Annotated in this window: 1 protein-coding gene; it reads right to left on the bottom strand. The window is 65.3% G+C overall.

Features of this window, described 5'->3' with window-relative positions; translation table 11 throughout:
* Nucleotides 1-27 precede the first annotated feature (27 nt).
* Nucleotides 28-17,808: an amino acid adenylation domain-containing protein gene (locus tag ACUTSC_RS00360; protein ID WP_445653025.1), complete on the bottom strand. Its 17,781-nt coding sequence runs from the start codon at nucleotides 17,806-17,808 to the stop codon at nucleotides 28-30.
* Nucleotides 17,809-17,817 lie beyond the last annotated feature (9 nt).

Genomic DNA, 17,817 nt, shown 5'->3' with positions numbered 1-17,817 from the left:
GCGAGGGCTTCATTATAAGCAACGCGGTCAGCGTCGGACGAGCGTATTCAGCACGGCGCTGATGCGCTCTCCTAACCCGCGCCGGTTCGCCGCTTCCGACATCATGGTGACATGATCGCCATCGACCAGGTTGACCGTCACCGCCGACGCCGGCAAATGCCCCTCCCAGCCGAGAGCCGAGCCGTCGCGGCGGTTGTAACCTGCCGGCTTGATGCGTTGCCAGTAGGCTTCCAGATCGTCGTTCAGCAAGCCGGGCATCTCCTCTACCGCTTTAAACAAGTGCAGATTAAGGCCGAGCGGCCGGATGACGCTGGCGCCGACCAGGGTCGCATAGTGATAACGCTTGCGCCATAAAGCAGCCTCCTTCAGCGGATCATCGAGGAAAGTGCTGATGCCCTGGCCGTGCAGCACGGCCAGCGCATCCTCCACCGACAGCAACTGCAGGCGGGCGAACAGCGCCGCCTCCAGCGTCGGATGTTCCACCTCCAGCCAGCTGAGGAATAGCTGTGTCGCATCGCGCATCGCCTGCTGCGGCCGCATGGTGTCGAGCAGGCCCACCAGCGCCACCTCTTCCCCCTCCGCCTGCAGCCGTTCCGCCACCATGTAGGTCAAGATCCCGCCCGAGGAGTAACCGAACAGGTGGTACGGCCCGCTGGCTTGCGCCTGCCGGATGACCCCGGCAACGATCTCCGCCATCGCTTCCATCGTTGCCGGCGGCGCGTCGGTCATCTCTGGCCACGGCACGGCATAAATCGGGAAGTCCGCATCGATCTCTTTGGCAATCTCATAAACATACGAGTGATCGCCATAGCCGGTCGGCATGAAGAACACCGGCGGGTGCTGGCCGCTGCGGCGCGCCGGCAATGCTCTGAGCGGCTGTTCGCCCGTGCGCTGCTCGACATGCGCCGCCAGATCCGCCAGCACCGGGTGGTCAAAGATCGCCTGCACCTGCAGTGCGATCCCCCACTGCTGCGCCAGGCTGGCCTGGCGTACCGCCAGCAGCGAGTGGCCGCCCAGTTCGAAGAAGTTGTCGTGTCTGCCGATCTGAGGCAGCCCCAGCAACTCCGCCCACGCCTGCGCCAACAGCGTCTCGGTATCGCCGCGCGGCGCTTCGTAGGCTTCGCCTGCGGCGGCGGCCATCTCCGGCGCCGGCAGAGCCCGCCGATCAATCTTGCCGTTTGGCGTCAGCGGCATCGCCGCCAGCCAGACAAAGGCCGCAGGCAGCATATAGTCCGGCAACTGAGCCGCCAGGTGCTGGCGCAGCTCACCGGCCAATCCGTCGCTCGCCACGTTCTCACGCAGGCTGATCCAGGCGATCAACCGCGTATCCGCACCGATGCAGCGGGCATCGACCACCGCTTCGTTCACTGCCGGGTGCGCCGCCAGGCGCGCCTCTATCTCCCCCATCTCAATGCGGAAGCCGCGGATCTTCACCTGACGATCGTTGCGTCGCTGATACTCGAGATTGCCGTCCGCCCGATAACGCACCAGATCGCCGGTGCGATACATGCGCCCGCCCGGGTTGAACGGATCGTTCAGGAAACGCTCCGCGGTCAGTTCCGGCCGGTTGAGGTACCCCAGCGCCACGCCGACGCCGCCGATATACAGCTCGCCGATAACGCCCAGCGGTGCCGGTCGGCCGCGCGCATCCAGCACATAGGCGCGGGTGTTGCCGATCGGCTTACCGATCGGCAAACGCGTTGCGCCTTGCACCTCGGCGATCGCCGCCGTCGTCGCGAAGGTCGTCGCTTCCGTCGGCCCATAGGCGTGGATCAGCTGTACCGGCCCCGCTTCCTGCAGCAGCCGTTCGAAGGCGCTCGGCTCCTCCTTTTCCCCGCCGCAGATCAGGTAGCGCAGCTGGGCCAACGTCGCGCCCATGCTGTACACATACTGATTGAACAACGCGGTTGTCAGGAACAGCGTCGTCACGCGATGCTGCGTCAATGCGGCGCTCAAACGCGCCGCATCCATCACGGTTTCCGCCGGGATCACCACCAGTTCGCCGCCGTTCAACAGCGCCGCCCACACCTCCATCGTCGCGGCGTCGAAGGCCGGGTTAGCGGCGTAAGCCACCCGTTCCGTCGCATCCAACGCCGCATAACGGTTGTTGATCACCAACCGGGTGATGCCTTGGTGCGGCGTCATCACGCCTTTAGGCAGCCCTGTGGAGCCGGACGTGTACATGATGTACGCCATCTCGCCGCTCGACAGCAACAGCGCCGGGTCGTTCTCGTCACCGCCGGAGATCAGCGGCCGCAGCAGCGGCAAGGTATCCCCGTCCGCCGCTTCACCGACGATCAGACGCGCGCCGCAGTCCTCCAGGATCCACTGCTGACGCGCCGCCGGCAGTTGCGGGTCGATCGGCACATACACCGCGCCGGCTTTGAAGATCGCCAGTTGCGTCGCCACCAGATCGATGCTGCGCGTCAGACGCGTCGCCACGCGCTCGCCCGGTTGAATGCCGTGCGCGATCAGAGCATGCGCCAGCCGGTTAGCCTGGGCGTTCAACGCCGCATAGCCGATCCGACGGTCGCCTTGCACGATCGCTACAGCCTGCGGCGCACGCTGCGCCTGGCGTTCAAACAGCTGATGCACGCAAAGCGCTGCGGGATAAGGCTCCGCCGTCTGATTCCATTCCTCCAGCAGCAGCCGGCGCTCTGACGGCGGCAGGATCTCCAGTTCGCTCGCCGGCAGGGTCGGCTGGCTTTCCAACGCCTGCGCCAATGAGGCCAGCGCCTGTTGCATATAGCCGCAGATCCTCGCCGCCGGCACCGGCTCGCTGACCTGCGCCGTTAGCCCCAGAGAGTCGCCGCCGTCTTCCACCGACAGGACGAACGGATAGTTGGTGCGCTCCTGCGCGCTCAACAGCGTCATGCCTTCCGGCAACACCAGCTCGCTGCCGTTGTTGTGGCGATAGTTGAGCAAGGCGCTGAACAGCGGCATCCCCGCCGCCACGCCGCTGCAGCGCTGCGCCAGCGCCAGCGGCGCGTGCTCATGATGCAGCAACCCGCTCAGCCGCGCGTGGGCCTGGCGCGCCGCCGTCACCACACCGTCATCGCCGATGTCGAGGCGCAGCGGCAACGTATTGATAAACAGCCCCATCGCGCGCTCGGCGTCTTCCCCCGCCTGCATGCGTCCCAATAGCACGGTACCGAACACCACGCGATCGTGGCCGCTGGTGCGGGCCAGCACCTGCGCCCAGGCCAAATGGCACAGGCTGGCCAGGCTCACGCCCAGCCGTTTGGCTTGATGCCGCAGACGTTCGTTCAACGCCTTGTCGATAGGCTGGTGCGCCGTGGTGACGCCTTTGCCGTCGCCGCGCACGTTGCCGAGCCCGAACGGCAGCACCGGCTCTTCGATGTCCTCCAGCATGGTGCGGAAGAAGGCTTCATGTTCTTGCGCGCTGACGCTCAAACGCGCCTGCGCCACCGCATTGCGGAACGGCGGTGCGGCGCCCAGCTCGGCGCCTTTGCCGGCGAGGATCGTGGCGATCTCTTCCTCAATCAATGCCGCCGTGGAATGATCCCCCACCAGATGATGCCATTGCTGCAGCATCCACCAACTGCCATCGCTATCTTGCGCCACCACTACGTTCAGCAGCGGCGCGCGGCTGAGATCCAGACGCGCATGCTGCGGATCGAAGCGCGCCATCAACTGCTCGCCAATCGCCCCCTGCGCCGGATCGAGCGTCAGCTCAGTCCACGGCAGCGCGGCGGCGCGCCAAACGACCTGTACCGGCTCGCGGATCGCCTCACTGATGAACGCCGTGCGCAAAATATCGTGGCGATCGATCACCTGTTGCATCGCGGCCCGCCAACGATCCAGACGCTCGCGGTGCTCAAAGCGCAGCAGCGTAGACAGCAGGTACGGATCGCCCCGCTCCGCCAACAGGTGGTGGAACAGAATCCCCTCCTGCAACGGCGACAGCGCATAGATATCCTGCACATTGGCCACGCCGCCCGGCACGCGCGCCACAATGCTGTCGATTTCAACCTGGTTCAGCGAGGCCAGCGGCAGCAGCTCAGGCGTGATGCGCGCGCTGTCCGGCCGCAGCAGGTTCTCGGGGATCTCGACTTCGCAGCGCGCCTCCAGCGCCTCCGCCAGCGAGGCCAGCGTCGGGGCGGTAAACAGCGTCTGCACGTTTGCCGTCAGGCCGCAGCGGCGCAGCTCCGCGATCAGTTTCACCGCCAGCAGCGAGTGCCCGCCCAACTCGAAGAAATTGTCATGTCGGCCGACATTCGGCAGACCGAGCAATTCGCCCCAGATCGCCGCCAACAGGGTTTCCGTGTCGCCCTGAGGCGCTTCATGGCCCACGCGTGCAAAGTCGCCGGCCTGCGGCGTCGGCAACGCGTGGCGATCCACTTTGCCATTCGGGGTCAACGGCAAGTCGGCCAGCATCAGACAGGCCGCCGGCACCATGTAGTCCGGCAGCTGCGCCGCCAGATGCCGCCGCAGCTCGTCGGTCAGATCGCGGCCCTCGGCCTCGGCTTGCGGGACGATCCAGGCGATCAACGCAGGATGCGCGCCGCGCACGTCAACCACCGCTTCGCGCACCGCCGGGTGCGTTTCCAACAGGACTTCAATCTCGCTGCACTCGATGCGGAAGCCGCGGATCTTCACCTGCTGATCGTTGCGTCCGCAGTAATCGAGGTTGCCGTCCGGCAGATAGCGCGCTAAATCGCCGGTGCGATACATGCGGCCTCCCTCGTTAAACGGATCCGCCAGGAAACGCTCGGCCGTGAGGTCTTCGCGATTCAGGTAACCCAGCGCCACGCCTACGCCACCGATATACAGCTCGCCGATCGCGCCCAGCGGCACCGGCTGGCGGTATTCGTCCAGTAGATACACCCGGGTATTGCCGATCGGCCGGCCAATCGGCAAACGGTGCCGCCCCGCCGCCACGGTGATATGCGCCGAGGTGGCGGCGGTAGTGGCTTCCGTCGGGCCGTAGCCGTTGATCAGCTGCACCCGGCCGCCCTCCTTCAGCACCCGGGTATAGGCATGAGGATCCGCCGCTTCGCCGCCGCTGATCAGGTATTTCAGCCCCGCCAACGTCGCGGGAATGCTGTGCGCATGCTGATTGAACAGCGAGGTCGGCAACACCAGCACCGTAATCGCCTGACGCGTCAGCAGATCGGCGAACGCCGAGGCGTCCAGCAAGACCGCAGGCGGCACCACCACCAGCGCGGCGCCGTTCAGCAAGGCTCCCCAAACTTCCAGCGTCGCCGGATCGAACGCCGGGTTGATGGCGAAAGCGATACGATCCGAGTCGCTGAACTCCGCATAGCCGTTATTGATCACCAGTCGGTTGATCCCCTGATGCGGCACCATCACGCCTTTCGGCTTACCGGTTGAGCCGGAGGTGTACATGATGTAGGCCAGATCCAGACTGTTGCTCGTCAATATCGGCGCACCGAACGGCAGATCCGCGTCATCGTTTTGCGGCAGACGAGCGACGCCGACGCCGATCTGCGCGTCGTCCTCGCCGCCGTTCAGCAGCAGCACCGCGCCGCTGTCGGCGATGATCCAGTTCTGCCGGCCGGCCGGCAGCTGCGGGTCAACCGGCACATAGGCCGCGCCGGCCTTAAGGATCGCCAATTGGGCGATCGCCAGGGCGGCGCTGCGCTCAAACCGGACCGCCACGCGCTGGCCGGGCTCCACGCCCGCCTTAATCAGGCGCCAGGCCAGCCGATTGGCGCGCTCCGCCAACTGCGCGTAGCGGATAAGCTGCTCGCCATCGATCAACGCCGTCGCCTGCGGCGTGCGCCGCGCCTGCTCGTCAAACAGCTGATGCACGCACGCCTGCGCCGGATACGCCCGCTCGGTGCGGTTCCAGTCATGCAGCAGCAGTTGGCGTTCGGCCGCAGGCAGCAGATCGACGCGCGCCGCCGGCTGGGCCAGATCCGCCACCATTGCTCGCAGCGCCTGCTGCAGATACGCGCCGTAGCGCACCGCCGTGTCGCGATCGAACAAGGCACTGGCGTAGTTCAACGAGCCGACAATACCGCTGCCGCTTTCCGCCAACTCGAGCGTCATGTCGAATTTCGCGACGTCATAGCTCAGCCCGGCATCCGCCGTTTGCAGGCCCGGCAAGGCGATATCGCGCACCGAGCCGTCCTGCCAGGCCAGCATCACCTGGAACAGCGGCGTCGCGTCCAGCTGGCGCGGCGGATTGACCACCTCCACCACCTGTTCGAACGGCAGATCGCCGTTTTCCCGCGCCGCCAATACCGTCTCGCGCACTCGCTCGAGCAAGATTTGCAGCGTCGGCTCACCGCGCAGATCGACATGCATCGCCAGCGTGCTGACGAAGAAGCCGGCCAGCGGTTCGATTTCCAGCCTGCCGCGGTTGGCCTCCGGGGTGCCGATAACCACCTGCTGTTGGCCGGCCATGCGGGACAACACCAGACTCCAGGCGGCCAGCACCGTCATGAACAGCGTGCCGCCGTATTGACGGCTTAACCGCCGCAGCGCGTCGGTGAGCGCCGCGTCGATGACTAAAGGCACCTCGCCGCCGGCGAACGACTGCATCGCCGGACGCGGCCGATCGGTCGGCAGCGTCAGCAGCGCCGGCGCATCGCCCAGCGTCTGGCGCCAGAACGCCGCCTGCTCGGCCAACCGTTCCTGCGTCAGCCACTGGCGCTGCCAAACGGCATAATCGACATAGTGCACCGCCAGCGGCGGCAGCGGCGACGGTTCGCCGCGTTGGAAGGCGCCATACAGCGCGCTCAGCTCCCGCATCAGGATCCCCGTAGACCAGCCGTCGGAAACGATATGGTGGCAGGTCAGCAGGAACAGATGCCGCCGATCGCTCACTTGCAGCAAGCTGGCCCGCACCAGCGGCCCCCCTTCCAGATCGAACGGCGCTTTCATCGCCGCTTCGGCCAGCGCGTGCAAACGTTGCTCCGCCTGATGCTCGCCGCGCAAGTCGTGATGCGCCAGCGGCATGGCCGCCTCCGGCAAGATCCGCACCTGGGGTTGCCCATCCTGGCAGACAAACACGCTGCGCAAGGCTTCGTGGCGGGCATACAGCGCGTCGAGGCTGCGCTGGAACGCCGGCGCATCCAGTTCGCCGTCCAAGCGCAAGGCCAGCGGGATGTGGTAAGTCTCGCCGATCCCGCCCATTTGGCTCAGGAACCACAACCGCTGCTGGGCAAACGACAACGGCAATGCGCCGTGACGCGGAGTCGGCACGATGGCCGTCGGCTGCGCCGCCCCCTCCCGTTCCAGCCGCTGCGCCAGCGCCTGCAACACCGGCGCGGCGAACAGCGCCGACAGCGGCAACCGCCAGCCGGCCTGCTGCACCCGGTTGGCCAACTGTACCGCCAGCAGCGAATGCCCGCCCAGGGCGAAGAAGTCATCGTGACGACCGACGCGTTCAACATTCAGTAACTGACGCCAGACGGACGCCAGCAGGCGTTCTCGCTCATCGGCCGGTGCTTCATAAACGGCGCGCGCGGCGGCGCCCAGCTCCGGCGCCGGCAGCGCGCGTTTGTCCAGCTTGCCGTTGGTGGTCAGCGGCAACGCGTCCAGCCACACGAAGGCCGTCGGCACCATATAGTCCGGCAGACGGCCGGCCAGATGCTGACGCAGCCGCAGCGCCAGCGTTTCCCGAGCCTCCCCTTCACCCGGCACCGCCCAGGCCACCAAACGTTTGTCGCCGCCGTTGTCCTGCCAGGCGTCAACCGCCACGCTACGAACCTCAGGATGGCTCAGCAGCGCCGCCTCCACCTCACCGCACTCAATGCGGAAACCGCGAATTTTCACCTGCTGGTCGTTGCGCCCCAGGTACTCCAGCTCACCGTTCGGCAGATAGCGCGCCAGATCGCCGGCGCGATACATCCGTTCTCCCGCCACGAAAGGATCGTCGAGGAAACGTTGCGCATTCAGCTCCGGCCGATTCAGGTAGCCGCGCGCCACGCCCAGCCCGCCGACATACAGCTCCCCCACCGCGCCCTGCGCCACCGGCTGACCGTGTTCGTCAAGCAGATACAGGCGCAGATCCGGAATGCGGTGGCCGATCGGGCTGCCGCTGCCGGTGATGTCCGCCGGAGACATTTCCCGGTAAGTGACGTGCACCGTCGTTTCCGTTATGCCGTACATATTGATTAACCGCGGCGCGTCCGGCCGATTACGGGCATACCACGGCGCCAGATCGGCCGGATTCAGCATTTCGCCGCCGAAGACGATGTAGCGCAGCCGATGCGGCGTGTCGTCCTGAGCCTGAATGAACGCCTTAAAGGCGCTTGGCGTCTGATTCAGCACCGTCACGCCCTGGTGGCAAACCAGCTGATAGAACGCGGGGGCGGAGCGCGCCGTTTCCTGCGGCACGATCACCAACCGGCCGCCGTGGCGCCACGCGCCCCAGATTTCCCATACCGAGAAATCGAAGGCGAACGAGTGGAACAGACACCACACATCCCCGGCGTCAAAGCCGAACCCGGCATCAGTCGCGGTAAACAGGCGCTCAACCTGACGGTGCTCCACCATCACGCCTTTGGGCTTGCCGGTCGATCCGGAGGTATAGATCACATAGGCCAGATTGGCCGCCGTCAGCCCTTCAACTTGCGGATTGGCGGCCTCGGCGCCCCAATCCTCCTCCAGCGCCATCGTCGGCACATCGGCCCCGCTCAGCGCCGAGCGCCCTGCAGCGTCGGCCAGCAGCAACACCGGCCGGGCATCGTGTAAAATGTATTCCAGACGTTCGCCGGTATACGCCGGATCGAGCGGCACATAGGCGCCGCCCGCTTTCAGGATCGCCAGCAACCCGACCAGCATCGGCGTGCCGCGCTCCGCACACAGCGCCACCAGACGATCGGGCCCGACGCCGCGCGCGATCAACACCTGCGCCAACGCGTTGGCTCGTTCATTGAGCGCCCGATAGCTGAGGCGCTCTTCTCCGCACACCGCTGCGATCGCCGCCGGCGTGCGCAGCGCCAGCCGCTCCAGGTGATGGTGCGGGCAGAGATCCGCCTGCGGTTCGTCCGGCGTCCAGTTCCAGCCATGCAACAACCGCTGCCGTTCATTCTGCGGCAACAGCGCAAGCTGCGAAACCGGCTGCGGCGCCGCCAACGCGATGCCCTGCAGCACCTGGCGCAGATAGATCCCGTAGCGCTCGGCGGTTTCACGATCGAACAACGCCGTGGCGTAATACAGCGAGCCGGCGATTTCTTCGCCGATCTCGGTCAGATCCAGCGTCATGTCATATTTCGCTGCGGCATAGCCGGCATCGATCGCTTCCGCCTGCAGCCCCGGCAGGCCGATATCGTGCACCGAACCGTCCTGCCAGCTCAGCATCACCTGGAACAACGGGGTATGGCCGCGATGACGCGGCGGGTTCACCTGTTCAACCACCTGCTCGAAAGGCAGATCGCCATGGTCGCGCGCCGCCAGCAGCGTATCGCGCACGCGCAGCGCCAACGTCGACAAATCCGGATCGTCGGACAGATCGATGCGCAGCGCCAGGGTGCTGACGAAGAAGCCGATCATCGGTTCCGTTTCCAGCCGGCGACGGTTGGCCTCCGGCGTGCCGATCACCAGATCGCGCTGCCCCGACAAACGGGACAGCACAACGCTCCACGCCGTCAGCAGCGTGATGAACAGCGTGCATCCCTGACGCAGGCTGAATTGCCTCAGCGCCGCGGTCAACTCGGCATCAAGCGAGACGGCCACCCGATCCCCGGCGAATGACTGCACCGCCGGACGCGGACGGTCGGTCGGCAACGTCAACAGCGCCGGCGCATCGCCCAACGTCTGGCGCCAATAATCGGCCTGCTTCGACAACCGCGCAGGCTGCAGCCATTGCCGCTGCCAGTGGGCGTAATCCGCGTACTGCAACGCCAGCGGCGGCAGCGGCGAAGGCTCGCCGCGACACAATGCGCCATACAGCGCGCCCAGCTCCCGCAGCAGGATGCCGTTCGACCAGCCATCGGAAATGATGTGGTGGCAGGTCAGCGCGAACAGCTGTTCCTCGTCGCTCAACCGGATGAGGCTGGCGCGCACCAGCGGGCCACCGGTCAGATCAAAGGGAACCGCGACCTCTTCCTGCATCAGCGTGGCGGCGCGCGCCTGCGCATCCGCGACGCCGCGCAGATCGTGGATCGTCAGCGGCAAACCGGCGATCGGCAAAATGAGCGCCTGCGGCTGGCCGTCGCGGCTGATGAAGACGGTGCGCAACGCGTCGTGGCGCGCATAAAGCGCGTCGAGGCTGCTCTGCCAGGCGGCCAGATTCAGCGGCCCACGCAGCCGCAGCGCCAACGGCATGTGGTAAATTTCGCTCATGCCGTCCAGTTGGGTCAGGAACCACAGGCGCTGCTGAGCGAACGACAGCGGTAAGGCGGCATCGCGCGGCGCGGGCAGAATCGGCGGCAGGCTTTCCGCCTGCGTAATCTGGCGCGCCAACGCCTGCAGGACCGGGTTGGCAAACAGCGCCTGCAGCGACAACGGCAACCCGCTTTGCTGCAGGCGGTTGGCCAAACGCACCGCCAACAGCGAATGGCCGCCCAGAGCGAAGAAGCTGTCGTTGCGGCCAACCCGTTCCACGCCCAGCAGCTCTTCCCACAGCGCCGCCAGACGCTGCTCGACGTGCCCCTGCGGCGCCTCGTAGGCTTCTCGACGATAGGCCTCACCCGACGGGTCGGGCAATGCGCGGCGATCGAGCTTACCGTTTGGCGACAGGGGCAGCGTCTCCAGCAGCACGCAAGCGGCCGGCACCATGTAATCCGGCAGTTTGTCGGCCAAATGCCGGCGCAGCGTCTCCGCCAGCGACGCCTCATCGGCACTTGGCTGCGGCACCACCCAGGCGATCAGGCGTTTCTCACCGTCGCCGCCGCCGCGCGCATCCACCGCGGCTTCGCGCACCTGCGGATGCGCGGCCAGCACCGCCTCTATCTCGCCGCATTCGATACGGAAACCGCGGATCTTCACCTGTTGATCGTTACGTCCCAGATACTCGATATTGCCGTCCGGCAGATAGCGAGCCACATCGCCGGTGCGGTACATGCGGCCGCCGTGGCCGGCATCGAACGGATCGGCCAGGAAGCGCTCCGCCGTCAGTTCAGGCCGGTTGAAATAGCCGCGCGCCACCTGAATGCCGCCGATATACAGCTCGCCGACCGCCCCCAGCGGTACCGGCTGCCCTTGTTCATCAAGCAGATAGATCCGCGTGTTGGCCACCGGCCGCCCAATGGGCACCGACACCAGCCCAGGTTGGCGGGTGCAGTGCCAGGCCGTCACGTCCACCGCCGCTTCGGTCGGGCCATAGAGGTTATGCAACTCAACATGCGGCATCTGGCGGTAGAATTCGGCCACCAGCGAGGCGGGCAGCGCCTCGCCGCTGCACATGACGCGCACCACCTGCCCACAGCGGCGGCTCGCGCCTTCATACAGCAGGAAGCTTTGCAGCATAGACGGCACAAAGTGCAGCGTTGTCACGCCATACTGTTCGATGATGCGGCTCAGGTACTCCGGATCCTTGTGGCCTTCAGGGCGCGCCATTGCCAGACGCGCGCCATACATCAACGGCCAGAAGAATTCCCACACTGAGACGTCGAAGCCGAACGGCGTTTTCTGCAGCACCGTATCCGCCGGCGTCAATCCATAAGCCTGCTGCATCCAGATCAGGCGGTTAACGATGCCACGATGTTCATTCATCGCGCCTTTCGGTTTGCCGGTCGAGCCGGAGGTATAAATCACGTAGGCCAAATGGTTGGGCTGCGCGCGCGGCGCCGGGTTATCGGCGTTCAGCTCGTCCGCCAACGGTTCATCCAGCGCCAGCAGCGGCACCGCGTGTTCGCCCAGCGCCGCGCGGCCGGCGGCGTCCGCCAGCAGCAGCACCGGATCGGCGTCCTGCAGGATATAGTGCAGACGCTCGCCCGGATAAGCCGGATCCAGCGGCACATAGGCGCCGCCGGCCTTGAGGATGCCGAACAATGCCGTCACCATCGCCAGGCTGCGCTCGGCGCACACCGCCACGCGGCAATCCGGACCGACACCGCGCGCTATCAGCGCGTGCGCCAGGCGATTGGCCTGCGCATTCAGCTGGGCGTAGCTCAGTTCGGCGTCGCCGCAAACCAGCGCCACGGCGTCCGGCGTGCGGCGCACCTGCGCTTCAAACAGCGCATGCAGGCAGACATCCTGCGGATAAGGCTGCGCCGTTGCGTTCCAGCCATTGATCAGCAAGGCGTACTCGTCGTCCGGCAGAATCGACAGTTCGCGCACCGGCATTTCCGGCGTGTGTTCCAGCGCATTCACCAGAGCGGTCAATGCCTGTTGCATATAGCGGCACACCCGTGAGGCTTCGATGGGGTCGATGACCTGTGCCGTTAACGCCAGCGAATCCATGCCGTCGTCTACCGACAGCACGAACGGATAGTTGGTGCGTTCGTCCGCGCCGATCAGGCTGACCCCTTCCGGCAGCGCCAATGCTTCCCCGTCGTTGTGGCGGTAGTTCAGCAGTGCACTGAACAGCGGCGCACCGTTTTTCACGCCGCTGCAGCGCTGCGCCAACGCCAGCGAGGCGTGCTCATGCGCCAGCAAGCCGCTCAGGCGCGCATGCGCCTGCCGCACCGACGCTTCAACGCTGCGCCCGTCCATATCCAGCCGCAGCGGCAGCGTATTGATGAATAGCCCCAGCGCCCGGTCGGCGCCTTCGCCCGATTCCATGCGGCCCAGCAGCACCGTGCCGAACACCACGGCATCACGCCCGCTGGTGCGCGCCAACACCTGCGCCCAGGCCAGATGGCACAGGCTGGCCAGGCTGACGCCCAGCCGCTTCGCCTGTCGACGCAGGCCGGCATTCAGCGCAGGCGCCAACGCCAGGTGGCCGGTATTGGCGCACTGTCCGTCGCCGTGTACGTTGCCGAGCCCGAACGGCAGCACCGGTTCGTCGATATCCGCCAGCATGCCGCAGAAGAAACTCTCATGTTCCTGTTCGCTGAGCCCCAAACGCGCTTGCGCCACCGCATTGCGGAACGGCTGCGCGCTGCCCAGCGTATCCCCGCGCCCGGCCAGAATGGCGTTGACTTCTTCCCCCATCATCGCCAGCGTCGAGTGGTCGCCAATCAGGTGGTGCCACTGCTGCAAGACGTACCAGCTACCGTCGCTCTCTTCGGCGATGACGTAATACAGCAGCGGCGCCCGCGTCAGATCCTGACGGATCCGCCGGGGGTCGAAGCGCGCTCCCAGCTGACGGCCGACCGGCCCCGCGGCCGGATCCAGCGCCAGCTCGATCACCGCTAAGCGCGCCCGGCGCCAGACGACCTGTACCGGTTCGGACAGCCCCGCACCGACAAAGGCCGTGCGCAAAATGTCATGACGCTCCACCACCTGCTGCATCGCCGCCAGCCAGCGATCGAAACGCGCCCGGCTGTCGAAGCGCAGCAGTGCCGACAGCAGGTAAGGGTCGCCCTCTTCCGCCAGCATGTGGTGGAACAAGATCCCTTCCTGCAACGGGGAAAGGGCATAGATATCCTGTACGTTGTCGATACCCCCCTCCACACCGTCGACGATCTGATCGATCTCAGCCTGAGTCAGATCGGCCAGCGGCAGCATCTGCGGCGTGATTGAGCGGCAGCCCGACACAATCCGATTTTCCGGCACCTGGATCCGCTGCTGCGACACCAGCGTTTGCGCCAGATCCGACAGCGTTGGCGTGGAGAACAGCGCCTGAACGCTCGCCGACAGCCCCGCCTGGCGCAGCTGTGCCATCAGCTTCACCGCCAGCAGCGAATGGCCGCCCAACTCGAAGAAGTTGTCGTGACGCCCCACGCGTTCAACGCTCAACAACCCCTGCCAAATCTGAGCCAGCAGCCCTTCTGTTTCCCCCTGCGGCTCGACATAGGCTTCGCGCATGGCGGCATCCGGCGCCGGCGCCGGCAGCGCGCGCCGATCCAGTTTGCCGTTCGGCGACAGCGGCAGCGCCTCCAGCCACACAAAGGCCGTCGGCACCATATAATCCGGCAGCGTTGCGGCAAGCGCCCGGCGCAGCGTCTGCGCCAGCGCCTCACGCTCCGCTTCCGGCTGCGGCACGACCCAGGCCACCAGACGTTTGTCGCCTTCGCCATCCGTGAGCACATCTACCACCGCGTCACGCACGGCGGCTTGCATAGCCAGCTGCGACTCGATTTCACCGCATTCAATGCGGAAGCCGCGAATTTTTACCTGCAGATCGTTGCGGCCCAGATACTCCAGGCTGCCGTCCGGCATATAACGCGCCAGATCGCCGGTGCGGTACATGCGGCCACCCGGCGCGAAAGGATCGGCAAGAAAACGCTCCGCCGTCAGCGCCGGCAGATTCAGGTAGCCGCGCGCCACCTGCGCGCCGCCGATATACAACTCACCCACGGCACCCAGCGGCACCGGCTGCCCATAGTCATCCAGCAAGTACGCCCGGCCGTTGGCGATAGGCCGGCCGATAGACGGCATCGCCGTACCGACCGCCGGCTCGCCCGAAGTCGCTACCACGGTCGTCTCCGTCGGCCCATAGTTATTCACAATGGTTACGCCAGGCGGCGCCTGCAGCGGCCAGCGGCGGATGCTGTCGCCGCCGATCAGCAGCATCCGCAGATCGGCAGGCATGTCGCCCATCAGTGCGAGCTCAGCCAGCGGCGTCACCATAAACCCGACCTGCACACCGCTGCCGCGCCACCATTGCAGCAGCGCTTCGCCATTGCCCGCCGCCTCTGCCGGCGGCAGCAACAGCGTCGCTCCCTTCGTCAACGTCGGCCAGATTTCCCAAACGCTGGCGTCAAAACCCAGACCCGCCATGCTGGTCGTTCGTTCACCGGCCTGCAAACCGGTCGCTTCGCAGTGCCACATGATCAGGTTGATCAGGTGCGCCTGCTCCACCATTACCCCTTTCGGTTTGCCGGTCGAGCCCGAGGTGTAAACCACATACGCCAGACTGCCTGGCTGCGCGCGCGGCGGCAGGTCGTGCTCCTGCTCTGGCAGCGCGTCTTCCAGGGCCAACAGCGGCGCGGCCACCGCCCCCAGCGCCGCGCGGCCGGCGCTATCCGCCAACAGCAACGCCGGCGCGCAGTCCTGCACGATATAGTGCAGGCGCTCAGCGGGATAAGCCGGATCCAGCGGCACATAGGCGCCGCCGGCTTTCAGGATCGCCAGCAGTGCAACGATCATCTCCGGGCTGCGCGCGGCGCAGACCGCGACGCGGCTTTCCGGCCCCACGCCGCGTGCCGTCAGGTGATGCGCCAGCCGGTTGGCGCGCGCGTTCAATTCCGCATAGCTCAGCGACGTCTCCCCCTGAGACAGCGCCGGCGCCGTCGGCGTACGCCGCGCCTGCGCTTCAAATAGGGCCGACACGCTTGACGCCTGCGGGAAAGCACGGTGGGTGCGGTTGCGCACGTTGAGCACTAGCTCTCGCTCCGCCTGGCTCAGTAAACGATCGCCGCGCACCGGCGCATTCGGCGCCGCAGCGGCCTGCCGGAGCAGCAATAGCAGATGTTGCGCGGCGCGCAGCATCTGCTCGTCCCCCACCGCGGCGCTGTCGTACACCCAACGGAAAGCGCCGTTGCTTTCACAGATCTGCAGCACTGCCCGGGCGCCGGAGCATTTCACCGCCGCTGCGCCCTCCTGGCCTTCGTCGAATCCCGGCGAGGTGTCGCGGCGCAATAGCGCCACGACGGTTGACCAGGCGCGCGAACGCGTGTCCAGGCCGAGCAATGCCGGATGGTAGGCCCGACGCGCGTGCGCCTGCTGCCATTCGCGTCGCATCTGCACCTGCGCCTCGGTGAAACCCAGCGTCGGATCCAGCGAGATCTGCAGCGGCAGTGTCCAGACCTGGCCCGGCTCGCCGATAACGTCGTCCGTCGCGTTCAGCCAGCCAAGTTGGAAATCACTTTCGCCGCCCATCAATCCCAGATACAACGCCAACCCGGTCAACACCGATTCGACCTCAATCTTGCCCGCATGTTGCCAGGCCGTAGCCTGCCATGCCGGCCGAGCTTCGCGCTGCCAGGCCACCGGGAACGCCGCCGGGGCAAACTGGGCCAATCGCGGTTGCCAGAAAGCCGCATGGTGCCCACCGGCCGCCTGTATCTCCTCCAACCGTTTCGCCTGCAAGGGATCAAGCAACGGCAACGGCTCGCCCACCGTCAAACCGTGCCGCCGCGCCAGCGCTTCCCCCGCCGCCAGCTCCCCTTCGGCGGTGAACCAGCCTCCGATCCGCACCGCCCCTTCCGCCGTGGCGATATTCCAACCCGCATCGTCGACGCCAAGCAGCGTACCGGGTGCCGCATCGCCGGCGTCAGGCAGCATTTCCAGGCGCCCAACGCCCAGCGCCCGGTCGTTCAACAGGATTTTCAGCGGGCAATCGCCCGCAGGATGGCCGAGTGACGTCGCGAGGCGCACCAGTTCAGCGGCAGGACGATCCCAACGGATAAAGCCGGCGGCCGGCGGCAGTCGGCGGAGATCATAGAAACTGCCGCTGACGTCCGCTTCAGGCTGCGCATGAATCTGTTGCATCACCTGAGCGATGCTGCCTTCAGGCTGTTCAGAGAGGGTCCGCAGAATAAACTGGAAACGCCGCTGTAAACTCTCAAGCTGGCTTAATGAATGGGCATGCGGCGCATCGGCAAACATGACGTCCAATTCTTGCGCCTGCTGATCTTCGTAAAACAGAATTTGCATATCGCTGACGGCGATGTTGCCGCCGTAATACCAGCGCGTCTTACATCCCCAAAACGGATCGCCATGATCGAAGGAAACGATATTGATAGCGGGACCAAACCAGGATGAGCTCATGGTACTGCGATCGCGACGAATATCTTCACCGCGATATAATTGCCGACGAACCACTTTGGCTATTTCCGCAGCGACCTGTTGTGCGAAATCCGCCAGACGACTTTCAGGGTTAATGGCTAAAATCAGTGGCACCACATTCGCGGTCATACCAATACTGTTTCGCTCTCGGGTACCGGTAACGGGCAGGCTGAAATTCAATAAGGTCTGACCAGTAATACTATGGAAACATAATGCGACGGCCGCCGCCAATATATGAGCGCGATGTACACCGGCTTTTTCCGCACCCCGATCAATCGCCGCTATCTCATTTATTGTTAATGTGTGATTGCTGATTTGCATGGACGAATAAGGGACGAGTTTCTCCCGACGCGTCAGGCTATGGGGCGCGGCGAGCGTGTAGCCTTGCCAGAACTGTTTGTCGGTAGCGAAGCGGGAAGAGTCGCGGTACTGCAGGTCGTGTTCATAGAGCCGGCTAAAACTGCAATTGCTGAATTCAGGAATGTTTTTTTTCTCAGCCAACGCGTTGTAATACAGTGCGATGCGACGCATGAACTCTTCAGCGCTGCGGCCATCCACCAGCATGTGGTGAAAACGCCGGTAGAGAATATAGCTGCCCGGCGCCAACGTCAGTAAGGCAAAGCCGAACAGGTCCTGATCCAGCGCGGAGATAACGCGATCGGCATCTTGCCGCATCCAGCGCTGCGCCGCCAGCTCAGGGTATTCCTGGCTGCTGAAGTCATGCGCGGAAAGCGGGTCATGACTGCGCACCGCACGGTATTGATAAAGCTTACCGTCTTGTTCGGTGAAATGGGCCTGCATCGCCGGCGTTTCTTCAATGATCGCGTCTATCGCCTGGCGCAGCAGGGCTATCTGCAACGGCCCTTCTATCGTGCCGTATCCCCACATATTGAACGGCAAGCCTTCAGACATGCTGGCGCTCAGCCAAAGCTCGCGCTGAGCGGTGGTAATTTCATGCAGTTCGACTTTCTCCAACGCAACATGAGCACCAGTACGGAATTCCCCACTCTTCACATCAGTTTGTTTGTTCATAATATTCTC

It is taken from the genome of Serratia sp. TSA_105.2 (assembly GCF_052692115.1).
This window is presented reverse-complemented; position numbering and strand designations above follow the sequence as displayed.